Consider the following 26,038-nt stretch of genomic DNA (forward strand, 5'->3'; position numbering starts at 1 on the left):
TGGGCGGGCTGTGGTTCGGCCGTCCGCCCTCCCTCCCACCCCGTCGAATCGAGTGCCCGTGTTCGCCAACTACCTCATCGGCCTGCGTGAGGGCCTCGAGGCGTCGCTCGTCGTCGTCATCCTCGTCGCCTACCTGGTCAAGACCGATCGACGTCGGCTGTTGCCGGCCATCTGGACGGGGGTCGCGGCGGCGATCGCGATCTCCCTCGGCTTCGGCGCCGTGTTGACCTTCGGCCCGAGGGGGCTGACGTTCGAGGCGCAGGAGGCGATCGGGGGCGCGCTCTCGATCGTCGCCGTCGGGTTCGTCACCTGGATGATCTTCTGGATGGCCCGTTCCGCCCGCACCCTGTCGGGGGAGTTGCGGGGGTCGGTCGACCGGGCCGCGCAGGGAGGTCGCGGCGCGCTCGTCGTGATGGCGATGCTCGCGGTCGGACGTGAGGGCCTCGAGACCGCGTTGTTCCTGTGGGCCGCGACCCAGGCCGCCGCCCGCGACGACGCCTCGACGACCGCGCCGCTGCTCGGTGGGCTCCTCGGGATCCTCACCGCCGTCGCCATTGCGACCCTCGTCCACCGCGGTGTCCTCAGGCTCGACCTCGGCCGGTTCTTCGCCTGGACGGGAGGACTGCTCATCCTCATCGCGGCGGGCGTCCTCTCCTACGGCGTCCACGACCTGCAGGAGGCGCGAATCCTCCCCGGGTTGCACGACGTCGCCTTCGACGTGAGTCACGTCCTCGATCCCAACGGGTGGGTCGCCGCACTGCTCAAGGGCACGCTCAACCTCGCACCCGTGATGACGAGGCTCGAGGTCGGTGTGTGGATCGCCTACGTCGTGCCCGTCTTCGCCCTCTTCCTCCGGCAGATCCGCCGCCCCGCCCCACCGCGGCCCGCGACGGCGCCCGCTGTCGCGCCCACCCCGATCACGACCACCGACACCGCGGTCGCGCCCTCGGCGCACACGCCATCCACGGCGCACGCCGCGCCCAGGGCCTCCACCACGCCCACGGCATCCACCACCACCATCGCCTCCGAAGGAGCTCGTTCGTGAACCGCAGCACCCACCGCCTCGTCGCCGGCCTCGGCGTCGTCGGTCTCACCTCCGCCGTCCTCGCGGGGTGCACCGACAACTCCCCGACCGCGTCGTCGTCGGCGACGAACGGGGGCCCGCTGCAGGTCGTCGCCACCGACAGCGAGTGCGGCGTCTCGGCGAACGAGGCGCCCTCGGGCAACCTCGTGTTCTCGGTGACGAACAACGGCTCGAAGGTCAACGAGTTCTACCTGCTCGCCGAGGACGGCCTGCGCATCGTCGGCGAGGTCGAGAACATCGGCCCCGGCCTCACCCGTGACCTCGTCGTGCGTGCGGTCCCGGGCTCCTACGTCACCGCGTGCAAGCCGGGGATGGTCGGGGAGGGGATCCGCTCGCCGTTCACCGTCACCGACTCCGGTCAGGACATGAGCGCCACGGGCGCCGACGCCGAACTCGTCACCACCGCGAACACCCAGTACGCCGCGTACGTCAAGGATCAGACCGAGCAGCTCAAGGAGAAGACCGAGCAGTTCGTCGCGCTCTACAAGGCGGGCAAGGACGAGGAGGCGCGGGCGCTCTACGCACCGGCCCGCGTCCACTGGGAGCGGATCGAGCCGGTCGCCGAGAGCTTCGGTGACCTCGACCCCAAGATGGACCTGCGCGAGGCCGACCTCGAACCGGGGCAGACGTGGACCGGCTGGCACGTCATTGAGAAGGACCTGTGGCCGCCGAAGACGGGCCACACGCCGCTGACGAAGGCCCAGCGGGCGGCGATGGGCGACCAGCTCGTCGAGGACACCGACGAGCTGTACTCCCGCACCCGCACGATGACGTTCACGACCGACCAGATCGGCAACGGCGCGAAGTCCCTGCTCGACGAGGTCGCGACCGGCAAGGTCACCGGTGAGGAGGAGGTCTGGAGCCACACCGACCTGTGGGACTTCCAGGCCAACGTCGACGGTGCCCGGGTCGCCTGGGAGGGGCTGCGCCCGATCCTGAAGAAGAAGGACCCCGCGCTCGACTCCCAGATCCAGCTGCGGATGTCCTCGCTGCAGAAGCTGCTCGACCGGCATCGCGAGGGCGACGGGTTCGTCGCCTACGACGAGCTGACCAAGGCGCAGGTCAAGGAGCTGTCCGACGCCGTCAACGCGCTGAGCGAGCCGTTGAGCAAGCTCACCGCCGCGGTGGTGTGATGACGAGGGACGCAGGCGAGGGGAGTCGTCGCCGGGACGCGAGCACTCGCGACGGGGTGAGTCGGCGGGGACTCCTCGCGGGCCTGGCCGGCGCCGGGCTCGCGGCGGGGACCGCCGGATTCGTCGCCGCCGCACCGGAGGCGGGCCCCCCGGGGCCCACGCCGGACTCCCCGCCCGAGGCGTACCCGTTCCACGGTGCGCACCAGGCGGGCATCGTCACCCCGGCGCAGGACCGACTCCATTTCGCCGCCTTCGACCTGACGACGACCTCGCGGGACGACGTCGTCGCGCTGCTCACCGCGTGGACGGCCGCCGCGGCGGCGATGACCGCGGGGCGTCCGGTCGGCGGGGATCCGACGTCGTACGACTCGCCGCCGAACGACACCGGCGAGGCCGAGGGGCTGCCGCCCTCCCGGCTGACGATCACCGTCGGCTTCGGGCCCACCCTCTTCGAGGACGCCTCGGGCGCAGACCGATTCGGTCTGGCCGCCCGTCGTCCGGCGCTGCTGCGGCGCCTGCCGCACTTCCCGGCCGACAACCTCGACGCGGCCCGCAGCGACGGGGATCTCTGCGTGCAGGCGTGCGCCGACGATCCTCAGGTCGCGGTCCACGCCGTGCGCAACCTCGCGAGGATCGCGTTCGGGACGGCGGCCCTGCGCTGGAGCCAACTCGGGTACGGGCGGACGTCGTCGACCTCGACCAGCCAGGCCACGCCCCGCAACCTCTTCGGGTTCAAGGACGGCACGGCCAACCTCAAGGCCGAGGAGCCCGCCGAGCTCGACCGTCACCTGTGGGTCGCGCCCGGGGACGACCCCCGCGCCGACTGGCTCTCGGGCGGCTCCTATCTCGTCGCCCGCCGCATCGCGATGAACCTCGAGACGTGGGACCGGTCCTCGATGCGCGAGCAGGAGCGGATCACCGGTCGCGATCGCCCGGCCGGGGCGCCCCTGTCGGGCGGGGCGGAGTTCACCGCGCCGGACTTCACCCTCACCGGCCGGGGCGGCGAGCCGCTCATCCACCCCGACTCCCACGTGGCGCTCGCCCACCCGAGCCGCAACGGCGGGGTGCGGATCCTGCGCCGCGGCTACAACTACACCGACGGCAACGACGATCTCGGGCGGATGGACGCCGGGCTCTTCTTCATCGCGTTCGTGCGCGACCCCGCGCGGCAGTACATCCCGATGCAGACCCGGATGGCGAAGAGCGACCTCATGATGGAGTACCTCCAACACCGCGGCTCCGGCCTGTTCGCCGTGCCGCCCGGCGCAGCCCCGGGGGAGTTCGTCGGGCAGGGGCTCTTCGCCTGACGCGCGAGCAGGCAAGGGATGAAGGCAAGGATGTGAGCCGAGGGTCGCGATGGCGGCCACCTCACCGCATCCTCGCCTGCGTCCTTCGCGGCGATCCTGCGCCGACGGTGGAGAGTCAGCTCCCCGGCACGTAGCCCGAGGTCTTGTCGACCGGGTTCGCCAGGGGCTCGCCGGCGAGGTGGCGGCGGAGATTGTCGGCGAACTGCCCGGCGAGGGCGTCGCGCCAGCCGACGACGTCGCCGGACATGTGGGCCGAGACGTGGACGGTCGGCATCGACCAGAACGGGTGGTCGGCGGGGAGGGGTTCGACGGCGAAGACGTCGAGGCTCGCCGCGGCGAGTGCACCCGCGCGCAGGGCGTCGACGAGCGCCGGTTCGTCGACGAGCGCCCCGCGCCCGACGTTGACGAGATGGGCGTGGGAGGGCAGGGCCGCGAGGACCTCACGTCCGACGAGGCCCCGCGTCCGGTCGGTGAGCGGGGCGGCGAGGATGAGGTGGTCGACGTCGCCGACGTGCGCGACCAGGTCGTCGGAGACGACCACGGTGCCGAAATCCGCGTCGTCCTCCCGCGCGACGCGTCCCGCGCCACGGACCTCCATGCCGAGCGCGCGCAGCAGTCGCGCGCAGGCCCGACCGATGCCACCGGTCCCGACGACGAGCGCCCGCGACCCGGCGGTGCGACGCGGCTCCCGGTGCTGCCAGGCGCCCGCGCGCTGCTGTGCCTTGCTCTCGTGGAGGAGCTTGTCGTGGGCGAGGACGGAGGCGGCGACGAACTCGGCGATCGGCGCGTCGAACACGCCGCGGGCGTTGGTGACGACGACGTCGGAGGTCCTCAGCTCATCGAAGAGGATCGCGTCGACGCCCGCGGCCGCGACGTGGACCCAGCGCAGGGAGTCGGCCGCCGGCCACGCGTCGGCGAGGGCTCCCGAGAAGAAGTCCCAGATGAAGAGCACCTCGGCGCCGGGCAGGGCGTCGGCGAGGCCGGCGGCCTCCGTCTCCGTGACCTCGGCCAGCTCGCGCAGGGTGGCAAGGTTCGTCGGCGCCGGTGTGCCCTCGGCGGTGAGGATGACGACGCGGCGCCGATCGTCGGCGCTCGCGGTCGCCGTGGGGGCGGTCTCGGGCGTGGGGGTCCGATCTGCACTGCTCACCCTCGCACTGTAGGCATACCCGCAGATTGTTGACAATCTGCAGAAGCGGTCGCGAGGATCGGGACATGACCTCCCTCAGCCCGTTGTTGAAGCAAGCGACCCCCGTCGTCGTCGACCACGCGAGCGGCAGCTGGATCCACGGCACCGACGGCGAGGAGTACCTCGACTTCACGACCGGCATCGGCGTGACGAGTACCGGCCACTGCCATCCGCGCGTCGTCGAGGCCGCCCGCGCGCAGGTCGGCAGGGTCATCCATGCCCAGTACACGACCGTGCTGCACCCGCCCCTGCTGGAGCTCACCGAGAAACTCGGCGAGGTGCTGCCCGCCGGGCTGGACTCGGTGTTCTACGCGAACTCCGGCTCCGAGGCCGTCGAGGCGTCCTTGCGGTTGTCACGCATGGCGACGGGACGACCCAACGTCGTCGTCTTCCAGGGTGGATTCCACGGCCGCACCGTCGCCGCCGCGACGATGACGACGGCGGGCACGAAGTTCTCCGCCGGGTTCTCCCCGCTCATGGCGGGGGTCCACATGGCACCGTTCCCCTACGCCTACCGCTACGGCTGCGACGTCGAGACGGCCGTCGAGTTCTGCCTCCGGGAGCTCGACTACCTGCTCGCCACCCGCACGAGTCCCGCCGACACGGCGGCCTTCCTCATCGAACCGGCGCTCGGGGACGGCGGGTACATCCCGACGCCGCCGGCGTTCCTCGAGGGGCTGCGCGAGCGCGCGGACCGCCACGGGATCGTCCTCGTCGTCGACGAGGTCCAGGCCGGTTGCGGGCGCACGGGCCGGTTCTGGGGGCACGAGCATTCGAGCATCACCCCCGACGTGCTCCTCACCGCCAAGGGCCTCGCCTCGGGGTTCCCGATCAGCGCGATGGCCGCCTCCACCGAGCTCATGAGCAAGGGTTGGCCCGGCTCGCAAGGAGGCACGTACGGCGGCAACGCCGTCGCCGCGGCGGCCGGGTGCGCGACCCTCGACGTCATCCGCGAGGAGAACCTCGTCGAGAACGCCCGGCAGCGCGGCGAGCAGTTGCTCGCGGGCATCCGTGAGGTGCAGGCCGCCCACCCCGTCATCGGCGACGTGCGCGGTCACGGCCTCATGATGGGCATCGAGTTCACCGCCCCCGACGGCAGCGCCGACGCCAGCACCGCCGCCGCCGTCCAGCAGGCGACGACGGGTCACGGGCTGCTCACCCTCACGTGCGGCCCCCTCGGCAACGTCGTCCGGCTCATCCCCGCGCTCGTCGTCACCCACGACGAGATCGACACGGGCGTGCAGCGGTTCGCCGCCGCCGTCGCCGAGGTCGTCGCCGCCGCCTGAGCGACGGCCCCCCACTCCTGCCCCACCGATCCACCACGCCCGGCGCCCGACGTCACGAAGGGACACGCGATGACGACCCCCACCAGCCCGACGATTCCCGCGGCCGTCGCCGCCGTCCCCACCGGCCTGTTCATCGACGGCGCGTGGGGGCCCGCGGCCTCCGGGGCGACGACCGACGTCGTCAACCCTGCCACCGGGCAGGTGATCGCCGCGATCGCCGACGGCGGCGCAGCCGACGCCCGCCGTGCGATCGAGGTCGCCGCCCGCGCGCAGGAGAGCTGGGGTCGCACGCCACCCCGGGAGCGCAGCGAGATCCTCCGCCGCGCCTACGAGCTCGTCATGGCCCGTCAGGACGACCTCGCGACGATCATGACGACCGAGATGGGCAAGCCGTTCGCCGAGGCCAAGGGCGAGGTCGCCTACGCGGCCGAGTTCCTCCGGTGGTTCTCCGAGGAGGCCGTGCGCATCGGCGGCGACGCGACGACGAGCGGCGACGGGAGGACCCGGATCATCGTGACGAAGGAACCGGTCGGGCCGTGCGTGCTCGTCACGCCGTGGAACTTCCCCCTCGCGATGGGCACCCGCAAGATCGGCCCGGCGATCGCCGCGGGCTGCACGATGGTCTTCAAGCCCGCGCACCTCACGCCGCTCAGCTCGTTCGCCCTCGTCGAGATCCTCGCCGAGGCCGGGCTGCCCGCCGGTGTCCTCAACGTCGTCTGTACGAGCGACGCGGGCTCGGTCGTCGAACCGTGGATGGACAGTGGTCTCGCGCGCAAGGTCTCCTTCACCGGGTCGACCGCGGTCGGCGTGCGGCTCCTGGAGCAGGCGGCCCGGCACGTCATGCGGTCCTCGATGGAACTCGGGGGCAACGCGCCGTTCCTCGTCTTCGACGACGCCGACCTCGACACGGCCGTCGAGGGGGCGATGGTCGCGAAGATGCGCAACATGGGGGAGGCGTGCACCGCCGCCAACCGCCTGTTCGTGCAGCGTGGCGTGGCCGAGGAGTTCTCCCGCCGCCTCGCCGAGCGGATGTCGGCCCTGGTCGTCGGCGACGGCATGGCCGAGGGCACCCAGGTCGGGCCGCTCGTGGAGGAGAAGGCCCGCACCAAGGTCACCGACCTCGTCACCGACGCTCTCGACCGGGGCGCGCGGGTGCTCTGCGGCGGCGAGGTGCCCGCGGGGCCCGGGTACTTCTACCCGCCGACCGTGCTCGCCGACGTCTCGCCCGATTCCGACCTCATGGGTGAGGAGATCTTCGGGCCGGTCGCCCCGGTCATCCCGTTCGACACCGAGGAGGAGGCCCTCCGGCTCGCGAACGACACCCCGTGGGGACTCGTCGGGTACGTCTTCACCCAGGACGTCGACCGCGGCTTCCGCCTCTCCGACCGCCTCGAGGTCGGCATGCTGGGCCTCAACACCGGCCTCGTCTCCAACCCGGCCGCGCCGTTCGGCGGCGTGAAGGAGTCCGGCCTCGGGCGCGAGGGCGGCCGCGTCGGCATCGAGGAGTTCCTCGAGACGAAGTACCTCGCGATGCCCCGTGGGTGAGGCCCGCCTGGCCGAGGCACAGGGCGGCGAGTCGCGCGGCGGAGAGACATCCGACGGACCCGATGAGGAGGGACGCATGACGCTCGACATCACCCGTGAGGAGTACGACACCCGGCTCGCGCGCGTGCGGGCCCGCATGGAGTTGCAGGGGATGGCGGCGCTCATCGTCACCGACCCGGCGAACATCTACTACCTGTGCGGCTACAACGCCTGGTCGTTCTACACCCCGCAGATGCTCTTCGTCCCGATCGAGGGTGACCTGCTGCTCTTCGCGCGAGAGATGGACGCCAACGGCGCCCACCGCACCTCGTGGCTTCCGCCGGAGCAGATCATCGGCTACCCCGAGCGGTACGTCCACCGCCCCCACCTGCACCCCTTCGACTGGGTCGCGTTCGCGTTGCGCCGCCGCTGGCAGGTCGTGCCCGCCTCCAGGGGCGTCGTCGGCATGGAGATGGACTCGCACTTCACCTCGCCCAAGGGTTACCGCGCCCTCGAACACGGGGTGCCGGAGTGGAAGATCGTCGACAGCTTCGAACTCGTCAACTGGGTGCGGCTCGTGAAGTCCGAGGCCGAGGTGCAGCTCATGCGCGCCGCGGCGCGGGTGACGACCGCGGCGATGGACGCCGCGATCGAGGCCATCGAGGTCGGCGTCGCCCAGAACGTCGTCGCCGCCCGCATCGCCGCCGCGCAGGCCCTCGGCGACGGTCCCGCCTGGGGCGACTACCCGGCGATCGTGCCGCTGCTGCCGACCGCCGAATCCGCCGATACCCCCCATCTGACCTGGACCGACCGCACGTTCGCGCCGGGCGACGCGGTCGTCGTCGAGCTCGCCGGGGCCCACCGGCGCTACCACGTTCCCCTCGCCCGCACCGTCACCCTCGGGCAGCCGAGCGACGATCTCCTCCGACTCGAGGAGGCGGTCGCCGCCGGGCTCGACGCCGTGCTCTCGGCCGCGGCCCCGGGCGTCGCCGTCTCCGCCCTCGCCCACGCGTGGAACTGGAAGCTCGCCGAGTACGGGCTCGAGAAGCCCAGCCGGCTCGGGTACTCCATCGGGATCGGTTACCCGCCCGACTGGGGCGAACGCACCGTGAGCATCCGCAGCGAGGACGAGAACGACCTCGAGGAGAACCAGACCTTCCACCTCATCTGCGGCATGTGGATGGACGGGTTCGGTTACGAGGTCTCCGAGTCGGTGCGCATCACCGCGACCGGTGTCGAGACCTTCACCTCCTTCCCCCGCGGCCTCATCCGCCGCTGACCGCCCACGACGCTCAGGAGGATCCCGTGCTCACGACCATCTCCGGCCTCGCCCACCCGCCGACCGAGGGCGTCGCCGGCGACCCGGCGCAGGGCCGCCTCCCGCTCGCGTCGCGCGCCGACGGGCTCGTCGGCTCGGTAATCGACTCCTCGACCTCGCTGCTCGCCGCGCAGCGCCACGACATCGTGCGTTTCGCCATGGGCGCCCCGGCCGCGGAGGCCACGCCGTGGGAGGAGTTCCGCGACATCGCGGGAGAGGTGTACGACGCCTCGTCGTTCACCTACGGCGCCACCGAGGGCGAACCGGGGTTGCTCGACGCGCTCGTCGAGTATGCGAGGCACACGCGCGAGCCCGTCGACGGCGACCGCACGGTCATCACGAGCGGCGGCATGCAGGGCCTCGACCTCGCGTTCAAGCTGTTCGTCGACCCCGGCGACCTCGTCGTCGTCGAATCGCCGACGTACACGAACGGATCGGGCACGGCGCTCAGCTACGGCGCCGACCTGCTCGAGGTGCCCGTCGACACCGACGGCCTCGACGTCGATCAGCTCGAAGCTCTCGTGGCCCGGGCGGGTCGCACACCCAAGGCCCTCTACACGATCCCCAACTTCCAGAACCCCTCCGGCACGACGCTCGCGGAGGAGCGCCGCCGCCGCCTCGTCGAGCTCGCCCGCCGCTGGGGCAGCGTCATCGTCGACGACGACCCCTACGGCCTGTTGCGCTTCGCCGGGGAGGACGTGCCCGGCTTCCCCGCCCTCATGGGGGATGATCCGCTGCTCTTCTCGGTGCGGACCTTCAGCAAGATCCTCGCCCCCGGCCTGCGGGTCGGGTGGGTGCAGGCCGACGCCCGCCTGCGCCCCCTGCTCATCAACGCGAAACAGGCGATGGACACCTGCACCAACGTGCCCAACCAGCACGTCGTCGCCGAGTTCCTCCGCCGCGGCGGGCTCGACGCCCACCTCGCGGGCCTACGGGCGCAGTACCGTCGCCACAAGGAGGCGATGCGGGACTCGATCGCGCGCCACCTCGGCGACCGGGTGGGCACCACCGACCCCGAGGGCGGCTTCTTCCTCTGGGTCACGCTCCAGGGCGAGGACGCCGCGATCGACACCCGCCGCCTCTTCGAGATCGCGCTCGCCGAGGGGGTCGCCTTCATCCCCGGCACGGCGCTCTCCCCCTCGCAGCGGTTCGCCGACGCGTTCCGCCTCTGCTTCGCCTCGACCACCCCCGAACGCACCGAGGAGGGCATCGTCCGCCTCGCCCGGGCGCTCGACCTGGCCCGGGCGGAGGTGTCGCGGTGACGGAGCCGCGGGTGACGGAGGCGTCGCCGGTGAGGCCCGGTGGCGGGACGACCGACCTCGACGCGGCGGGACTCGACGTCGCCGCGCTCGTGCGCGAGGAGGATGTCGTCGCCCTCGCCCGCGCCCTCGTCCGGGCGGCGGGGGAGAACCCGGGAGGCACCGAGGAGGCCACCGTCGCCGTCCTCGAACAGGCCTGCCGTGAGCGGGGTCTCGAGGTGCGCACGACCCCGGTGGCCGAGGGCAGGTCCAACCTCGTCGCGACGCTGCGCCCGCCGTTGTCGGACACCTCGGGCACCTCGGGCACGTCGCTGCCGTCGGCGAAGACGGCCGCACCCGGGCTGTTGTTCCTCGGCCACTCCGACGTCGTGCCCGCCGGGCCGGGCTGGCGCCGTGAGCCGTTCGGCGGTGAGCTCGCCGACGGGCGCATCCACGGACGGGGCGCGACCGACATGAAGGGCGGACTCGCCGCGGTCGTCGCCGCGATGAGTGCGGTGCGTGAGGCGGGTGCGGCGGCGAGGGCGGGGACACTCGCCGGGCCGGTCACCCTCGCCTGCACCGTCGACGAGGAGGACCTCGGCCTCGGGATCCGGCACCTCGTCGCCGACACGACGGGCGCCGGTCTGGCCGGGGCCTACCTCGGCTGCGTCGTCGCCGAACCCACCGACCTCGGCCTCGTCGTCGGCTGCCGCGGTGACAGTTACCTCGAGATCGAGGTCACCGGCGTCCCCGCCCATTCCGGTCGCCCCGCCGACGGCCGCAACGCCATCGACGCGGCGAGCCGTCTCCTCGCGCTCGTCCGGGACGACCACGACCGCCTCGCCGCGCACGCCGACCCGCTGCTCGGCCCGGCGACGTGGAACGTCGGTCGGATCGCCGGGGGCCGCGGCACCTCGACCGTCGCCGCCGACGCGCACCTGTGGATCGACCGCCGCCTCCTGCCGGAGGAGGACCCGCACGCGATCGCCGAGGACCTCCGTCGACGCATCGACGCGGCCGGGATCACCGGGGACGGCATCGGCGTCGAGGTCACGGTGACGATGGAGATGCCGGGCTTCCGCACGCCCGAGGACCACGAGTTCGTCCGGGCCGTGCGCGCGGCCGCGTCGGCGGTCGGGATGGACGCGCCCGTCGGTGGGTGGACCGCGGCCTGCGACGGCGGCTTCGTCGCCCGCGATCTCGGCATCCCGACGGTCGTCGCGGGGCCGGGCGGGCTCAACGATCAGGCGCACCAGGTCGACGAATCCGTCGGGGTGGCCGAGCTGGTCGCCGCAGCCCGCTGGTACGCCGCGCTCGCCTGGCGGCTCGTCGGCCCGGCGACCTCCACGCCGGCGGGCACGGCGGGCACGGCGGCCACCTAGACTCACGAGGTCGACCCAGGAGGTGATGACGATCGCGCCGAAGAGCACCCGGGCGACGATGCCCGCCCTGTCGCCGATCGTGCGGGATTCCACCCCCGCCCTCATCGCGCAGGAGTTGCGTGAGGCGGTGGCCGAGGGACGCTTCGCGCCCGGCCAGCAGCTGCTGGAGACCTCACTCGCGGCGAGCCTCGGGGTGAGCCGCGGGCCCCTGCGGGAGGCGATGCAGCGACTCACGCAGGAGGGGCTGCTCATCGCCCACCGCAACCGCGGCCTGTTCGTCATGGATCTCGACGAGCCGGCCGTCCGTGACATGTACCTCGCCCGCGGTGCCGTCGAGCGTGCGGCCGTCGAGCACCTCATCGCGACCGGTCGGAACGCCCGCGCGACCGAGCTCATGACGATCGTCGAGGTCATGCGGGCCCATGCCGGTTCCCCCGACGGGCCCGAGGTCTCCGCGCTCGACATGCAGTTCCATCGCACGCTCGTCGATCTCAGCGAGAGCCCCCGGCTCATCTCCATGCACCGGACCCTGCTCACGCAGGTGCGCATGTGCCTGACCCGCATGCAGGCGACCTACGACGACATCGAGACCCGTGTCGCCGAGCACGCCGGTATCGCGACGGCCCTCCTCGACGGCGACGTCGGCGAGGCCACCCGGCTGCTCGCCGAGCACATGGAGGACGGGCTGCGTCGGGTCCTCGCCGTCGTGCCCGCCGAGGCCTGAGCGGGCCGAGCGGGCCGAGTCGGGGGTCTCGACGCGCCTGGCCGCCGCCACCTGATCCGTCCTCCTCGACGAGGCGGTGCGGGGGACGATGGCGGGGCGAGCGAATTACCCGCCCCGACCCCCTGTTCACCGGCAACCGAGGGGACTAGCCTCCGATTGTCAACAATCGACAACGGAGTGCCACCCCGGAGGTGTCCATGACCAGCGCCCCGCCTCACGCGATCCCGCCCGCGGCGGACGTCCCCCCGTCGCTCCTTCGGCGCGCGATCGCGGCCTCGGCCGTCGGCAACGCCGTCGAATGGTTCGACTACGGCATCTACGCCTACGGAACCACGTACATCGCGGCGGCGCTCTTTCCCGAGCACGCCACCCAGGCGATGATCTTCACTCTGCTCGGCTTCGCGGTGTCGTTCCTCATGCGCCCCATCGGCGGACTGTTCTGGGGTCCGCTCGGCGACCGGATCGGCCGCAAGAGGGTGCTGGCGACGACGATCATCATCATGGCGTCGGCGACCTTCTGCATCGGCCTGCTGCCCAGCTACACGATGATCGGCATCTGGGCGCCGGTGCTGCTCTACACCCTCCGGATCATCCAGGGCTTCTCCACCGGCGGCGAGTACGGCGGGGCGGCGACGTTTATGGCCGAGTACGCCCCCGACCGGCGCCGCGGCTTCTTCGGCAGCTTCCTCGAGGTGGGCACCCTCGCCGGGTTCAACGCCGGAGCGCTGCTCATGCTGCTGATGATCGCGCTCACCAACGATCAGCAGATGCACGACTGGGGCTGGCGGGTGCCGTTCCTCGTCGCCGGACCGCTGGGCCTCATCGGGCTCTACCTGCGCTCCAAGATGGAGGACACCCCCATCTTCCAGGAGTTGGCCGAGACCGAGAACACCGCGAGCGGTCGGGAGACCCTCAAGGAACTCGTCGTCCACCACTGGCGGCCGCTGCTCGTCCTCGGTGGTCTCGTCATCGCGGTCAACGTCGTCAACTACACGTTGCTGTCGTACACCCCGACCTACCTGCAGAGTGTCATCGACCTCTCCGCCGAGCACGCCCTCATCGTCCCGATCGTCGGCCAGCTCATCATGATGATGCTGCTGCCGATCGTCGGTGGATTCTCCGATCGTGTGGGTCGTAAGCCCGTGTGGCTGGCGTCCCTCGTCGGCACGATCCTGCTCGCCTACCCGATGTACCAGCTCATGGGCACGTCCTTCGCCGGGGCGGTCATCGCCTTCACCGTGCTCGGGCTGCTCTACACCCCGCAGCTCGCGACGATCTCGGCGACGTTCCCGGCGATGTTCCCCACCCACGTGCGCTACGCCGGCCTGGCCCTCGGCTACAACATCTCCACCTCGCTCTTCGGCGGCACGGCGGGCCTCGTCAACGAGGCGCTGATCACGCGGACCGGTGACCCGCTGTGGCCCGCGTACTACACGATCGGGGCCTGCGTCATCGGTCTGATCTGCTGGTTCTTCATGATCGAGACCAAGGGCATGTCGCTCCGCGGCACCCAGGTGCCCGGCACGGCCGAGGCCTTCGCCGAACAGGAGCGGCTCTCCGCCGTGCGGTGAGGCCGCGCTGGGGCCGTCCGCCTGCGGGCGGGCCGCCGCCGTCGGTGCCGTGATCCCGTGCGGGCCGCGTCGGGCGACCGCCCTCTCGAGCGTGGCTCAGCCGACCACGACCGTGACGTCGGCGGCGCGCTCGCGTCCGTAGACCCAGCACATGAGTTCGCCGGGTTCGCCCGTGACCACGGGGCCCGGGCGCCATGCCGGGCGGCCCACCCGCACGGACGCCCCGTCCGGACGCCGCAGGATCAGGCCGGGGGTCGAGCGCCACCGCAGCATGGGGGCGGCCACCTGGACCCGCTTCCACAGGGCGTCCTGCAGGTCGGCGTCGGGGGTGGCCTCGGGGAGGTCGTTGGCGCGGGTGACGTCGAGGGTGTGGACGAAATACTCCCCGAGCGCGTGCCGGTGGCCCTCGAGGGAGTCGCCCGGCATGCAGGCGATCGAGCCCGCGTCCGCGCGCAGGCGCCGCACGAACTCGTCGTAGCGCCAGCGGGCCCGGATGTCACGGGCGCGTCGCGTCGCGACGGCCGCGAGGGGAGGCAGGAAGGCGCCCGGCCAGGACACCGCGTCATGTTTGAGAACCCACAGATGCACGGCGAGGTCGTGGGCGTCCCACCCCTCGCACAGGGTGGGGGCCGTGGGCTCGACCGACTCCAGGGCGTCGCACAGCCGGTCCTTCTGACGGTCACGCCGGTCGACGTCGACGGTCCCGGCCTTGATGACGTTCCCGGCCCTGATGACGTTGCCGGCCTTGACGACGTTCCTGGCCTTGATGACGTTGCCGGCCTTCATGACGTTCACGACGTCCTCCCGGGTCGGTGTCGAGTGAGGAGCGATGAGACCAGTCTGCCCCGACGACGGGCCGTGGGGGCGCGTCCGGGCTCGCGATCGGGGTGGGCGGGGTGGGTGGAGCCCGAGGGTGGGCGGGCGGCGACGGACGTGCTCGGCGACGCGAGTCGCACGACGCCTCGCAACCGTTCGGAGGGATCGCGGCGGAGTGGGGTGGTCGCCCGGCCCGAAGCGGAGCAGGATAGGGGGGACCAGCCCCTCAACCCGCCGGAAGGAACGAGTGATGACCGACACGACCTCGTCTCAGGTGCCCTCGACGGAACCGACCCCACCCGCCACGGACGGTGCCGACACCTCCGGGTCGATGCTGCTCAACGGCGCCCCCACGCCCAGCGACCGGCACAGCCTCACGTTGGGTCCCGACGGGCCGATCCTCCTGCACGACCACCACCTCGTGAACACGCTCGCGCACTTCAACCGCGAGAACATCCCCGACCGCAAGCCGCACGCCAAGGGCTCCGGCGCGTTCGGTGTCCTGGAGATCACCGAGGACATCAGCCGGTACACCAAGGCCGCGGTGTTCCAGCCCGGCACGAAGACGCGGATGCTCGCGCGCTTCTCGACCGTCGCCGGTGAGGCGGGCTCGCCCGACACGTGGCGTGACGTTCGCGGATTCTCGCTGAAGTTCTACACGACCGAGGGCAACTGGGACCTCGTCGGCAACAACACGCCGGTCTTCTTCGTGCGCGACCCCATGAAGTTCCCGCACTTCATCCGCAGCCAGAAGCGTCTGCCCGACCGCGGCCTGCGCGACCAGAACATGCAGTGGGACTTCTGGACCATGAACCCCGAGACGGCCCACCAGGTCACCTACCTCATGGGCGACCGTGGACTGCCGCGCAGCTGGCGGTTCATGAACGGCTACGGCAGCCACACGTACTCGTTCGTCAACGCCTCCGGTGAGCAGTTCTGGGTCAAGTTCCACTTCCACAGCGAGCAGGGCGTGGAGAACTGGTCCGGCCCCGACGCCGAGGCCATCGCCGGTGAGGACGCCGACTTCCACCGCCGCGACCTCTTCGAGGCCATCGATCGCGGGGAGTACCCGAGCTGGAAGCTGTCGATCCAGGTCATGCCGTACGAGGACGCGAAGACCTACCGGTACAACCCCTTCGACCTCACGAAGATCTGGCCGCACGAGGACTACCCCCTCATCCCGGTCGGGCGGATGACGCTCAACGAGAACCCGGAGAACTTCTTCGCGCAGATCGACCAGGCGGGCTTCGCCCCGAGCAACATCGTTCCCGGCATCGGCTTCAGCCCCGACCGCATGCTCCTCTCGCGCGTCTTCGCCTACGCCGACGCCCACCGCGCCCGCCTGGGCGTCAACCACGACCAGATCCCGGTCAATCAGCCGCTGCCCGAGCTCATGGAGAAGCTCAACGTCTACACGTTCGACGGGCCCATGCGGTACCACCACAGCGGCGCCCAGGCGACGTACGCCGCGAACTCGACGGGGCGTCCGTACTCCGACGAGGACGCCCGCGACGAGACCGGCTGGGAGGCCGACGGCGAGATGGTCCGCTGCTCCCAGATCCTCCGGGCCGACGACGACGACTTCGGCCAGGCCGGAGCCCTCGTCCGTGACGTCATGGACGATTCCGCCCGTGACCGGTTCGTCGTCACCGTCGCCGGTGCCCTCCTGCAGGACGTCACCGACCCCGTGCTCGAGCGCGCGTTCTGGTACTGGAAGAACGTCGATGCCGAGATCGGTGAGCGCATCGAGGCCGAGGTCCGCAGGGGTCAGGCCGACGGTGGTCCGGGCAACGACCCCGACAAGGCCAAGGCCAAGGAGCGCAAGGCCATCCGCGAGGACGACACGCACGCCGGCTGAGGCCGCCGCGTCGGCTGAGCCGGTCGCCGCTCGAGAGCCCCGACGTCGCAGGGCCCCGTCGGTCCCCGTGTGGGTCGGCGGGGCCTTCACGTTCGCCCCGCGCCGACCGCTGGTCCAGCCGCGCACCCTGCGTCCTTATTCCCCGGTGCGCAAGACGTGACGATATGTTGCGCACGACAGGTTTCCGGGAGGAAGGTGGTCCCCGGTCCGTTCCGTCCCTCCCTGAAAGGAACAACCATGCAGGTCAAGGCCATTGCCGCCGTCGCCCCCGACAGGCCCCTCGAGCGCACCACCATCGAGCGTCGCGACGTGGGTCCCGACGAGGTCCGCATCGCCATCAAGTTCGCGGGCATCTGCCACTCCGACATCCACACCGTCCGCTCCGAGTGGGGCACGGTCTCGTACCCGATCGTGGTCGGGCACGAGATCGCCGGTGTCATCGAGGAGGTCGGCGAGAACGTCACGAGCTTCGCGGTCGGCGATCACGCCGGCATCGGGTGTTTCGTCGACTCCTGCCGTGAGTGCGAGAACTGCAAGGCCGGGCTCGACAACTACTGCCTCAACGGCTCGATCGGCACGTACAACGCCGTGGGACGCGACGGTGAGCCCACCGCGGGTGGCTACAGCGAGCAGATCGTCGCCGACGCCCGCTACGTCCTCCACATCCCCGAGAACCTGCCTCTCGACGAGGCCGCGCCGCTGCTGTGCGCGGGGGTCACGACCTACTCGCCGCTGCGTCACTGGAACGCCGGCCCGGGCAAGCGCGTCGGCGTCATCGGCCTCGGCGGTCTCGGGCACATGGCCGTCCAGATCGCCCACGCGATGGGCGCCGAGGTCAGCGTCCTCTCGCAGTCGCTCAAGAAGAAGGAGGACGGCGAGGCCCTCGGCGCCGACCACTACTACGCGACCTCGGACGAGTCGACGTTCGAGGACCTGCGCGGCCACTTCGACCTCATCGTCAACACGGTGTCGGCGGATCTCGACGTCGTCCGGTACCTCTCGCTCCTGCGCACCGACGGCGCCCTCGTGCAGGTCGGCGCCCCGAGCAAGCCGATGCAGGTCCCGGCCTTCGCCCTCATCGGCGGCCGCAAGACCCTCGCGGGCTCGGCCATCGGCTCCATCGCCGAGACCCAGGAGATGCTCGACTTCTGCGGCGAGCACGGGATCGGCGCCAAGGTCGAGGTCATCTCGGCCGACCAGGTGAACGAGGCCTACGAGCGCGTCGTCGCCTCCGACGTGCGCTACCGCTTCGTCATCGACACCGCGACCCTCTGACGGACGGCTGTCGAGGCCCTCTCCGGCGGGGGCCCGGACTCCCTCGGGAGTCCTGTCTCTCCGCGGTCTGCGGACCCCGGCGGGACTGTCCACGCGGGCGCCCACCGGGTGTCGCGACGGGTGTCGTGAACGGCCTGACTCCTGCGAGGGAGTCAGGCCGTTCGGCGTGAGAACCGGCCGATGTCCCCGGGTGCGAGGCCGGTGTGAGGTCCCCCGGTGTCTCGACGAGTCCGGCCTCCGCCGGCGGCGGCGACGTCGCTGCCGGCGGCGCGGCGACGTCCGGCGGGTCGGTGACCTCGTGCGGCGGGACGACGATTCCCGACCCTCCCGCGGGTCACCCGCGCCACCGCGATCGTGGGCACCCGCCCTCTGGGAGCCGCGATCGCGCCGCACGTCCTCACCTCTGTCGAATCGGCTACATCGAGCGCGGTTCGTGCCTACGGTTGAGGAAGGTGGGCGCCCCCCGCCCGCCATGACGTTCGCGGGAGCTGAGGGAGGCTGTCATGAGTGACGTTCGTTGGGAATCCGATCTGCTGGGCCGCAAGGCGGTGCCCGCCGACGCGTACTACGGGGTCCACACGGTGCGGGCGATCGAGAACTTCGCGATCTCGGGTCGCACCGTCAACGACGTCCCGGCGATGGTGCGGGGGATGGTCATGGTCAAGAAGGCCGCGGCCCTGACGAACAAGTCGCTCGGCGTCCTCGACGCACCCATCGCCGACGCCATCGTGTGGGCCTGTGACCAGGTGTTGACCGAGGGCCGGTGCATGGACCAGTTCCCCATCGACGTCTTCCAGGGCGGCGCGGGCACGTCGCTCAACATGAACACGAACGAGGTCGTCGCCAACCTGGCCCTCGAACACCTCGGGGAGCCGCTCGGGTCCTACGACACGGTCAACCCCAACGACCACGTCAACCGAAGCCAGTCCACCAACGACGCCTACCCCTCGGGATTCCGCCTCGCCGTCGATGCGATGCTCGACGAGTTGGCCGTCGCGCTCACCCGGCTGCAGGCCGCGTTCCAGCGCAAGGGCGACGAGTTCGCCACGGTCCTCAAGATGGGCCGTACCCAGTTGCAGGACGCCGTGCCGATGACCCTCGGGCAGGAGTTCACGGCCTTCGGGGTGACGTTGGGGGAGGAGCTGCGCCACCTCGAGACCGCGCGCAGCCTGCTCCTCGAGGTGAACCTCGGGGCCACGGCGATCGGGACCGGGCTCAACACGCCCGCGGGTTACGCGCCGCTCGCCGTCGCCAACCTCGCCCGGGTGAGTGGTCGGCCGTGCATCCCCGCGCCCAACCTCATCGAGGCGACGAGCGACTGCGGTGCCTACGTGATGACCCACGCCGCTCTCAAGCGCATCTCGGTGAAGCTGTCGAAGATCTGCAACGACCTGCGGCTGCTGTCCTCCGGCCCGCGCGCCGGACTCGGCGAGATCAACCTCCCCGAGATGCAGGCCGGCTCCTCGATCATGCCCGCCAAGGTCAACCCGGTGATCCCCGAGGTCGTCAACCAGGTCTGCTTCAAGGTCATGGGGAACGACGTCACCCTCGGGATCGCGGCCGAGGCAGGGCAACTGCAGCTCAACGTCATGGAACCGGTCATCGCCCAGGCACTGTTCGAGTCGATCACCCTGCTCACCAACGCATGCCTGACCCTGCAGGGCAAGTGCGTCGAGGGCGTCACCGCCAACCCCGCGGTCTGCCTGGCCTACGTGACGAACTCGATCGGCATCGTCACCTACCTCAACGACTACATCGGGCACGAGGCGGGCGACTCCGTGGGCAAGGAGGCGGCGGCCACGGGCCGGGGCGTGCGCGACATCGTCCTCGAACGCGGCCTCATGGACGCCGAGTTGCTCGACCGGGTGCTCGCGGTGGAGAACCTCATGAACCCCGCCACGCTCACGACGGCCGCTGACGAGGTCCCGCCCGACCCGAAGGCCGCACGATGATCTGGGTCCACCTGCTCGTCGTCCTCGCGGCGATCTTCCTCGGCGCGCGCCTGGGCGGTATCGCGATCGGTTTCGCCGGCGGCCTCGGCGTCCTGGTGCTGGCCGTGCTGGGCGTCAGTCCGGGAGACATGCCACTCGACGTCATCTCCATCATCATGGCCGTGATCTGTTCGATCGCGGCGATGCAGGTGGCCGGCGGCATGGACTACCTCGTCGATCTGGCCGAACGGGTGCTGCGTCGCAACCCCAAGCACCTGACGTTCCTCGCGCCCGCGATCACCTATCTCATGACCCTCATGGCGGGCACCGGGCACACGGCGTTCTCGACGATGCCGGTCATCACCGAGGTCGCGAAGGAGAACGACATGCGGCCCTCGAGGCCGTTGTCGGTGGCGGTGGTGGCCTCGCAGATCGCGATCACCGCCTCGCCGATCTCGGCGGCCGTCGTGTTCTTCTCCTCGCAGCTCGAACCCCTCGGCGTGGGATACCTGCAGCTCCTCGGGGTCGCGATCCCGTCGACGTTCATCGCCTGCATGCTCACCGCCGGCGTGATGACCCTCGTCGACCGGGCCAACCCCCACAGTGCGCTCTCGGCCGACCCGGTCTATCAGGACCGCCTCGCGCGCGGCGTCGTCACGCTGCGGGGTCGGCAGGAACGTGAGCTGGCGCCGCACGCGCGGGCGTCGGTGCTCGTCTTCCTCGTGGGCCTGCTCGCCGTCATGGCGTACGCGACGGCGATCTCCGACCGCGTCGGCCTCATCGACGAGCCGGTGATGGGCCGTGACCAGGCGATCATCGCGTTCATGCTGACGATCGCCACGGTGATCGTGATGTGGGCGCGGGTCGCTCCCAGCGAGATCCTGTCGGCGTCGACGTTCAAGTCGGGGATGAGCGCCTCGATCTGCGTGCTCGGTGTCGCCTGGCTGGGCACGACGTTCGTCCAGGCGCACACCGACGCGATCAAGGGCGCCGCGGGCGACCTGCTCACCGGGTACCCGTGGCTGCTCGCCGTCGTGCTGTTCTTCGCCGCGGCGTTGCTGTACTCGCAGGCGGCGACGACCCGGGCGCTCATGCCGACGGCCCTCGCCCTCGGGGTGGCACCCGCCGCCGCCGTGGCGGCGTTCCCCGCCGTGTCGGCCCTGTTCGTCCTTCCGACCTACCCGACCCTGCTCGCCGCGGTCGAGATGGACGACACCGGCAGTACGCGCATCGGCAAGGCGGTCTTCAACCATCCCTTCCTGGTGCCGGGTGTGCTCGCCGTCGCCTTCGCCGTCGCGCTGGGGTTCCTCTTCGGGGCGGTGATCATCTAGCGGCCGTCGCACTCTCCGCGGAGGAGACGCGGGGAGAGTGACATCGAAGCGCGAGGAGTGCCGATCAGGACGGCTCCGCGCGAGAATCACCATCGGTGGAGTCGGGCTCGGCGGCGATCCGGGCGATGATGGAACTCCGACCCCTGTGGAGGACACCGTGATCGCCGACCGACCGACCACCGCCGACCGCATCCGCCAGGTGGGGGTGACGGTCTCCGAGGTGGCGTGCGTGTTCGGCACGCTCGTCGGCACGGGCGTCATCGGGACCCGGGTGGCCGAGTCCTCCGGTGGGTCGCTCTCGGCCGAGGCGACGCACCTCGCCCCCGCCGGCCCGGCGTTCTCGATCTGGTCGGTGATCTACCTCGGCCTGCTCGCGTACACGGTGTGGCAATGGCTGCCGAGTCAGGCGACCTCACCCCGGCACCGCGCCATCGGGTGGCTCGTCGCGGCCTCGATGCTCCTCAACGCGGCGTGGCTGCTCGTCACCCAGGTGAACCTCATCGCCGTGAGCGTCGGGGTGATCATCGCCCTCCTCGCCGTGCTCGTCGCCACGAACGGGCGCCTCCTGCGACACGCCCCCTCGGGCACCCCCGACGCGGTGATCACCGACGGCACGCTCGGCCTCTACCTCGGGTGGGTGACGGTGGCGACCTGCGCGAACGTCGCCGCGGCACTCGGCGCCCACGGATGGCGCCCGACCGGACTCCTCGCCGACGTCCTCGCGGTCGCCGTCCTCGCCGTGGCCGCTCTCGTGGGCGTCGGCCTCGCGAGATGGGCGCGCGGGGGTGCCGGGCCGGGCCGATGGGGGATCGCCCTCGCCCTCGCCTGGGGGCTCGCGTGGATCGCGGTGGGACGAACCGCCTCCGACCCGCACTCCCTCCCGGCCGCGATCGCCGCCGGCCTGGGCGCGCTCGTCGTCCTCGGGTCGACGTGGGCCGCGGGGCGCGGCATCGATCGCCACCCGGACGGGCTCCGCCCCGACGGCAGAAAGGGTGCGCCGGTCACCTCCCGACCCTGAGCCCCAGCCCGGTCCGCCGACAACCGAGAAGGCAGATGGGATGGCCGCTCAGCTACTGCCCCGGCGGTACCTGAGCGGCCATCCCATCTGCCTTCTCGGGGGTGGGGAGGCCGGGGGCGTCGTCGCGCTCGGCCCACTCCACCAGCGGCCGCAGGTCGTAGGGCGTGTCGTCGATCGCGGCGTGGAGGTCGCCGAGCTCGGCGAAGCGCGCGGGCATCGTGAGGACGGTGAAGTCGTCCGGCTCGCACTCGTCGATCTCGTCCCAGGTGAGGGGCGCCGACACCGTGGCCCGGGGGTTGCCGCGGATCGAGTAGGCCGCGGCGATCGTATGGTCGCGGGCGTTCTGGTTGTAGTCGACGAACACGGCGGCCGGGTCACGGTCCTTGCGCCACCACGTCGTCGTCACGTCCTGCGGCGCGCGCCGCTCGACCTCCCGCGCGAAGGCGAGGGCGGCGCGGCGGACGTCGGTGAAGCCGTGCTCGGGCCGAAGGCGCACGTAGACGTGCAGGCCGCGACCGCCCGAGGTCTTCGGGTACCCGATCGCGCCGAGCTCGTCGAGGACCTCGCGGCTCACGTGCGCGACCCGCTGCACCCGTGTCCAGTCGCAGTCGTCGCCGGGGTCGAGGTCGATGCGCCACTCGTCGGGCGTCTCGACGTCGGCCCGGCGGCTGTTCCACGGATGGAACTCGATCGTCGACATCTGCACCGCCCACGCGACGTGCGCGAGCTCGGTGACGCAGAGTTCGTCGGCCGTCCGCCCGAAGCGGGGGAAGTGGACGCGGACGGTCTCGACCCAGTCGGGTGCCCCGGAGGGCAGCCGCTTCTGATGGACCTTGTCGCCCTCGATGCCCTTCGGGTAGCGATGCAGCATGCACGGACGCTCGCGCAGCGCGCGGACGATCCCCTCGCCGACGGCGAGGTAGTAGCCCAGGACGTCGCGCTTGGTGAGCCCGAGGTCGGGGAAGTACGTGCGGTCGGGGCTGCTCAACCGCACCGTGCGCCCGCCGACCTCGATCTGTTCGGCCGTCCCTGCCTTGGACCGACGGTAGCGGCGACACGCCCGCGGTGCGCGAGGAAACGCGAGGCCTGCTCCCGGCGCCTCACCGGTACTCGGTGGGGCCACGGGCGTGCGGGACCCATGACGTCCCCGCCCGCGACATGTCGGTCGGTCCACGACAGCCCCACCCGCGACGGGTGCGACGGCGAGGGACGTTGGGGCGCGGGGCACCTGGTGAGGACCCGGTTCCGTGTCGATCGACCGAGAAGCCGAAGGATCGGCGCTCGGCGGCCGATGACGGGAGTGTGAGTGACATCGAGGTGCGACGGGCGCGACCGGAGGACCTGGGTGCCGCGGCCGCGGTGCTGTCCCAGGCGTTCTCGACCGACGAGGTGTCGGTCGCGGCGCTCGCTCGGCCGAGGGATCCGCGGCGGGCGTTGCGGACCGTCTTCACGAGCCTGCTGCGACACCACTACCTGCCGCGTGGCGTGGTCGACCTGGCTCTCAGCGACGGGGAGGTCGTCGGGGTCGCGGCGTGGTCCGGGCCGGGGGCCGTGGCGTTCACCCCCCGTGAGACGGTGTGGGTGCTCGCCGACCTCGTGCCCCGCCTCGGGTGGCGGATGGCGCCGGCGACGTTGTACGACTGGCGTACCGACCGGGTCCACCCACGCGAGCGGCACTGGTATCTCTACTCGATGGGCGCCGCTCGGCCGGGCAACGGCGTCGGCGGCGCGCTCCTCGACCACGCCCTGGCCCGGGCCGGCGCGACGCCCTCCTACTGCGAGGCCTCGACGCCCGACAGCGCACGGCTCTACCACCGGAAGGGTTTCCGGCGCATCGGCGAGGCGCCCACCCCTTCGGGTTGTCCGCCCCAACCCCAGATGTGGCACCCCGGCGCTCAGCGAAGATAGGTGCGCAGGAGGTGGTGGGGGAGCGGACGTTCGTGCCCGGCGTCCCACGGGCGGGCGATGCCGCCGAGCCTGAACACCTCGCTGAGCAGCGTCGCGGTGAATCCCCACACGAAGAGCCCGTCGACCTCGAAACCCGGGCCGGAGTAGGTGTCGAGACGCACCGTGAACCTGTTCGCGGGGTCGAGGAGGTGGTCGACGTCGGCCCGGACGACCCTCGCGACCTCACCCGCGTCGACGACCCCGATGGGATGCGGTTCGCGCCACCAGGCGAGGACGGGCGTCACGGCGTTCTGGCTCGGGTGCATGAACAGCGCCGGCAGTTCGTCGACGACCTCGACCGAGGCCGGGACGAGGCCGACCTCCTCCTCCGCCTCCCGCAGCGCGGCGCCGACCGGCCCGTCGTCGCCCGGGTCGACATGCCCGCCGGGGAAACTCACCTGCGCGGCGTGGGAGCGCAGCGTGGAGGCGCGTTCGGTGAGGATGACGTCGCTGCCGTGCGCGCCCTCGGCGAACGTCATGAGGACGGCCGAGCGCCGCTGCGGGTTCGGCGGGGGGACGAACCGGGCGAACCAGTCGGGGAGCGCCTCGTCGAGGGCGGGGCGTACCCGGCCCAACCACTCCGGCGGTGTGTCCACGTCGCCTCCTTCCTCGTGACCTGCGGCGGTCGGCCCTGTCAGGCTGCCTGATCGCGCGGTTCAGCGCGACCGGCGCGCCCGCCGCCGATCGCGGAGTTCGAGACGTCGCGCGCGCGTCACCCCGACGACCCGTGCCGCGGAGGTCCCGACGAACAATCCCAGGGCGATGGCGCACACGACGCTCGCGGACTGGGCGATCGTGTCGCCGGCGAGCGAGGGTTCGAGGCCGAGCTGGGTCACGGACACGAGACCGAGGGATCCCGGGACGAGCAGCCAGAAGCTCGGGAGGAACATCACGAGGCGGGGCAGGGCGGGGCGATAGATCTCGACGAGGGCGGCGCCGAGGCTCGCAGCCGTCGACCCCAGAAGGGCGCCGAACCACGGCGACCCGACGAGGGATTGGCCGAGGACCTGGAACGACAGGGTGAGGGAGAGGATGAGCGCGACCCACGGCACGAGCCGCGGTGGCACCGACTCCATGAGGCTGATCCCCGCGGTGAGCAGCAGCAGACCGACGATCGGGCTCCACGGACCGATCTCGTTGACGATGCGGTTGTCGAGGGCGCTGGAGGGCACCCGCAGCAGCCACGCCGCGCCGGCGACCCCGAGGGCGAAGAGGAGCAGTTGCGCCGATCCGTAGGCGAGGCGTGACGTGCCCGCGGTCATCGCGCCGGCCGCGAGCTCGGACAGTCCCGTGACGACGAGGGCGCCGGGCAGGAGGACGGCGATGGGGGGCAGCAGGCTGCGCAGGGGGCCGCTGAGCCAGCCGGCCTGCGCGGCGGCGAAGGCGGCGAGGCCGATGAGGAACGCGACGAGGAACGGGGTGAGGGTCGCGAGGCTCCGCCAGCGCCCCGAGAAGCGGATGAACTGGGCGGTGACCTGGCCGGCGAGGGCCGCGAACACGACACTGGGCCAGAGGGGTTGGAGGATGAGCGCGATGCCGGTGGCGACGCAGAGCATTCCGATCTCGAGGCCACCACGGGGGTAGCGGTGCGGGGTCGATCGGAGGCGGGACAGGCGCGCCAGGGCCTCACCCGGTCCTGTCGCGCCGCTGAGGACATCGGCGCGGATCGCCGCGGTGTCGGCGCTCTGGTCGAGACGGAGCGGCCCGTTGACCGACTCGAACGTCGCGGGGAAGCCGCTGTCGAGGGCGAGGACGATGCCGGTGGGGGAGGCGGAGATCTGGAGGTTGTCGTGGCCTAGGCTGCGGGCGATGCGCCGGGTGTCGGCCTCGACCTCGTGGACCGGCTGTCCCCCGGCCACCGCCGCGGCGGACAGGTAGGCGAGCAGTCGGCGGGTCTCGTCGATGTCGCTCATGTGCCTCGTTCTCGTGTCTCGGGCCGGTCGCTCCTCTGGCGTCGTTCCGCGAGCCCCGACCGGTCGCGCCCAGTGTCCATCCTCACCCATCGTCGGCCCGCACCGTCTCGGCGTCGGGGCGAGTCCGCCCGATGGCGGCGACGGTGCGCGAGAGTGGCTGCCCCACCCCGAGTCCCCTTCCGCCAGAGCGAATTCC

21 protein-coding genes are annotated in these 26,038 nt (G+C 71.7%); 16 read left to right on the forward strand and 5 right to left on the reverse strand.

The window, feature by feature from the left end:
* Positions 1-58: 58 nt before the first annotated feature.
* The 3 genes from efeU to efeB are packed head-to-tail and all read left to right on the forward strand — an operon-like array spanning position 59 to position 3,524.
* Positions 59-1,045 (forward strand): iron uptake transporter permease EfeU, encoded by a 987-nt coding sequence (gene efeU / locus RT054_RS10180; protein ID WP_312719151.1) that lies wholly within the window; start codon positions 59-61, stop codon positions 1,043-1,045.
* Positions 1,042-2,217 (forward strand): iron uptake system protein EfeO, encoded by a 1,176-nt coding sequence (gene efeO, locus RT054_RS10185; RefSeq protein ID WP_313023411.1) that lies wholly within the window; start codon positions 1,042-1,044, stop codon positions 2,215-2,217. The genes efeU and efeO overlap by 4 nt, the downstream gene beginning before the upstream one ends.
* On the forward strand, positions 2,217-3,524 hold the full coding sequence (efeB, locus tag RT054_RS10190; RefSeq protein ID WP_313023412.1) for an iron uptake transporter deferrochelatase/peroxidase subunit: 1,308 nt from the start codon (positions 2,217-2,219) through the stop codon (positions 3,522-3,524). The genes efeO and efeB overlap by 1 nt, the downstream gene beginning before the upstream one ends.
* Before the next feature lie 115 nt (positions 3,525-3,639).
* Here the strand turns inward: efeB and RT054_RS10195 are convergent, their stop codons facing one another.
* On the reverse strand, positions 3,640-4,590 hold the full coding sequence (locus tag RT054_RS10195; protein ID WP_396837271.1) for a D-2-hydroxyacid dehydrogenase: 951 nt from the start codon (positions 4,588-4,590) through the stop codon (positions 3,640-3,642).
* Between the two features lie 146 nt (positions 4,591-4,736).
* Here RT054_RS10195 and RT054_RS10200 point away from each other — a divergent pair, with 146 nt between their 5' ends.
* The 7 genes from RT054_RS10200 to RT054_RS10230 all read left to right on the forward strand — a co-directional run bounded on the left by RT054_RS10200 (position 4,737) and on the right by RT054_RS10230 (position 13,753).
* Complete coding sequence (locus RT054_RS10200) at positions 4,737-5,996, forward strand: aminotransferase class III-fold pyridoxal phosphate-dependent enzyme (protein WP_313023414.1); 1,260 nt, start codon at positions 4,737-4,739, stop codon at positions 5,994-5,996.
* A 69-nt stretch (positions 5,997-6,065) separates the two neighbouring features.
* Positions 6,066-7,541: an NAD-dependent succinate-semialdehyde dehydrogenase gene (locus tag RT054_RS10205; RefSeq protein ID WP_313023415.1), complete on the forward strand. Its 1,476-nt coding sequence runs from the start codon at positions 6,066-6,068 to the stop codon at positions 7,539-7,541.
* A gap of 76 nt (positions 7,542-7,617) precedes the next feature.
* Positions 7,618-8,799, forward strand: a complete 1,182-nt coding sequence (locus RT054_RS10210) for a M24 family metallopeptidase (protein ID WP_313023416.1) — start codon at positions 7,618-7,620, stop codon at positions 8,797-8,799.
* A 38-nt stretch (positions 8,800-8,837) separates the two neighbouring features.
* Positions 8,838-10,100, forward strand: a complete 1,263-nt coding sequence (locus tag RT054_RS10215) for a PLP-dependent aminotransferase family protein (protein ID WP_313023470.1) — start codon at positions 8,838-8,840, stop codon at positions 10,098-10,100.
* 11 nt (positions 10,101-10,111) lie between these two features.
* Complete coding sequence (locus tag RT054_RS10220) at positions 10,112-11,458, forward strand: M20/M25/M40 family metallo-hydrolase (protein WP_313023417.1); 1,347 nt, start codon at positions 10,112-10,114, stop codon at positions 11,456-11,458.
* A 25-nt stretch (positions 11,459-11,483) separates the two neighbouring features.
* Entirely contained in the window at positions 11,484-12,182 is a 699-nt protein-coding gene (locus RT054_RS10225) for a GntR family transcriptional regulator (RefSeq protein WP_313023418.1), read from the forward strand.
* Positions 12,183-12,379: 197 nt separating this feature from the next.
* Positions 12,380-13,753 (forward strand): MFS transporter, encoded by a 1,374-nt coding sequence (locus RT054_RS10230; protein WP_312719136.1) that lies wholly within the window; start codon positions 12,380-12,382, stop codon positions 13,751-13,753.
* A gap of 96 nt (positions 13,754-13,849) precedes the next feature.
* On the opposite strand, the gene RT054_RS10235 is transcribed toward RT054_RS10230, so the two are convergent.
* Complete coding sequence (locus tag RT054_RS10235) at positions 13,850-14,539, reverse strand: maleylpyruvate isomerase family mycothiol-dependent enzyme (protein WP_313023471.1); 690 nt, start codon at positions 14,537-14,539, stop codon at positions 13,850-13,852.
* A 280-nt stretch (positions 14,540-14,819) separates the two neighbouring features.
* Here RT054_RS10235 and RT054_RS10240 point away from each other — a divergent pair, with 280 nt between their 5' ends.
* The 5 genes from RT054_RS10240 (at position 14,820) to RT054_RS10260 (ending at position 21,982) form a co-directional block, all read left to right on the forward strand.
* Positions 14,820-16,427 carry a catalase gene (locus RT054_RS10240; RefSeq protein ID WP_396837266.1) on the forward strand — a complete coding sequence of 536 codons (1,608 nt, stop codon included), beginning with the start codon at positions 14,820-14,822 and terminating at the stop codon, positions 16,425-16,427.
* A gap of 237 nt (positions 16,428-16,664) precedes the next feature.
* Entirely contained in the window at positions 16,665-17,702 is a 1,038-nt protein-coding gene (locus RT054_RS10245; RefSeq protein WP_313023421.1) for an NAD(P)-dependent alcohol dehydrogenase, read from the forward strand.
* 503 nt (positions 17,703-18,205) lie between these two features.
* Positions 18,206-19,654, forward strand: a complete 1,449-nt coding sequence (aspA, locus tag RT054_RS10250; RefSeq protein WP_313023423.1) for an aspartate ammonia-lyase — start codon at positions 18,206-18,208, stop codon at positions 19,652-19,654.
* Positions 19,651-20,964: an anaerobic C4-dicarboxylate transporter gene (locus tag RT054_RS10255; protein WP_312719131.1), complete on the forward strand. Its 1,314-nt coding sequence runs from the start codon at positions 19,651-19,653 to the stop codon at positions 20,962-20,964. Before aspA ends, RT054_RS10255 begins: the two co-directional genes overlap by 4 nt.
* Positions 20,965-21,121: 157 nt before the next feature.
* Positions 21,122-21,982, forward strand: a complete 861-nt coding sequence (locus RT054_RS10260; protein WP_313023424.1) for a TspO/MBR family protein — start codon at positions 21,122-21,124, stop codon at positions 21,980-21,982.
* A gap of 52 nt (positions 21,983-22,034) precedes the next feature.
* Here RT054_RS10260 and ligD read toward each other — a convergent pair whose 3' ends face one another.
* Positions 22,035-22,970 (reverse strand): non-homologous end-joining DNA ligase, encoded by a 936-nt coding sequence (gene ligD, locus RT054_RS10265; protein ID WP_313023425.1) that lies wholly within the window; start codon positions 22,968-22,970, stop codon positions 22,035-22,037.
* Positions 22,971-23,284: 314 nt separating this feature from the next.
* Here ligD and RT054_RS10270 point away from each other — a divergent pair, with 314 nt between their 5' ends.
* Positions 23,285-23,890 carry a hypothetical protein gene (locus tag RT054_RS10270; RefSeq protein WP_313023427.1) on the forward strand — a complete coding sequence of 202 codons (606 nt, stop codon included), beginning with the start codon at positions 23,285-23,287 and terminating at the stop codon, positions 23,888-23,890.
* On the opposite strand, the gene RT054_RS10275 is transcribed toward RT054_RS10270, so the two are convergent.
* Both RT054_RS10275 and RT054_RS10280 read right to left on the reverse strand, forming a co-directional pair.
* Positions 23,878-24,525, reverse strand: coding sequence for a CoA pyrophosphatase (locus RT054_RS10275; protein ID WP_313023428.1), 648 nt, complete (start codon positions 24,523-24,525; stop codon positions 23,878-23,880). The genes RT054_RS10270 and RT054_RS10275 overlap by 13 nt on opposite strands.
* Positions 24,526-24,585: 60 nt before the next feature.
* On the reverse strand, positions 24,586-25,842 hold the full coding sequence (locus tag RT054_RS10280) for a threonine/serine exporter family protein (RefSeq protein ID WP_313023429.1): 1,257 nt from the start codon (positions 25,840-25,842) through the stop codon (positions 24,586-24,588).
* Between the last annotated feature and the right edge of the window lie 196 nt (positions 25,843-26,038).

The sequence above is a fragment of the Mobilicoccus sp. genome (assembly GCF_032060985.1).
GTDB lineage: Bacteria > Actinomycetota > Actinomycetes > Actinomycetales > Dermatophilaceae > Mobilicoccus.

Bases quoted from the DNA above. Each gene is read 5' to 3' on its own strand.
- efeB (WP_313023412.1), top strand. From the start codon at position 2,217: ATGACGAGGGACGCAGGCGAGGGGAGTCGTCGCCGGGACGCGAGCACT.
- RT054_RS10200 (WP_313023414.1), top strand. From the start codon at position 4,737: ATGACCTCCCTCAGCCCGTTGTTGAAGCAAGCGACCCCCGTCGTCGTC.
- RT054_RS10205 (WP_313023415.1), top strand. From the start codon at position 6,066: ATGACGACCCCCACCAGCCCGACGATTCCCGCGGCCGTCGCCGCCGTC.
- RT054_RS10210 (WP_313023416.1), top strand. From the start codon at position 7,618: ATGACGCTCGACATCACCCGTGAGGAGTACGACACCCGGCTCGCGCGC.
- RT054_RS10225 (WP_313023418.1), top strand. From the start codon at position 11,484: ATGACGATCGCGCCGAAGAGCACCCGGGCGACGATGCCCGCCCTGTCG.
- RT054_RS10230 (WP_312719136.1), top strand. From the start codon at position 12,380: ATGACCAGCGCCCCGCCTCACGCGATCCCGCCCGCGGCGGACGTCCCC.
- RT054_RS10235 (WP_313023471.1), bottom strand. From the start codon at position 14,539: ATGAAGGCCGGCAACGTCATCAAGGCCAGGAACGTCGTCAAGGCCGGC.
- RT054_RS10240 (WP_396837266.1), top strand. From the start codon at position 14,820: ATGACCGACACGACCTCGTCTCAGGTGCCCTCGACGGAACCGACCCCA.
- RT054_RS10245 (WP_313023421.1), top strand. From the start codon at position 16,665: ATGCAGGTCAAGGCCATTGCCGCCGTCGCCCCCGACAGGCCCCTCGAG.
- aspA (WP_313023423.1), top strand. From the start codon at position 18,206: ATGAGTGACGTTCGTTGGGAATCCGATCTGCTGGGCCGCAAGGCGGTG.
- RT054_RS10255 (WP_312719131.1), top strand. From the start codon at position 19,651: ATGATCTGGGTCCACCTGCTCGTCGTCCTCGCGGCGATCTTCCTCGGC.
- RT054_RS10280 (WP_313023429.1), bottom strand. From the start codon at position 25,842: ATGAGCGACATCGACGAGACCCGCCGACTGCTCGCCTACCTGTCCGCC.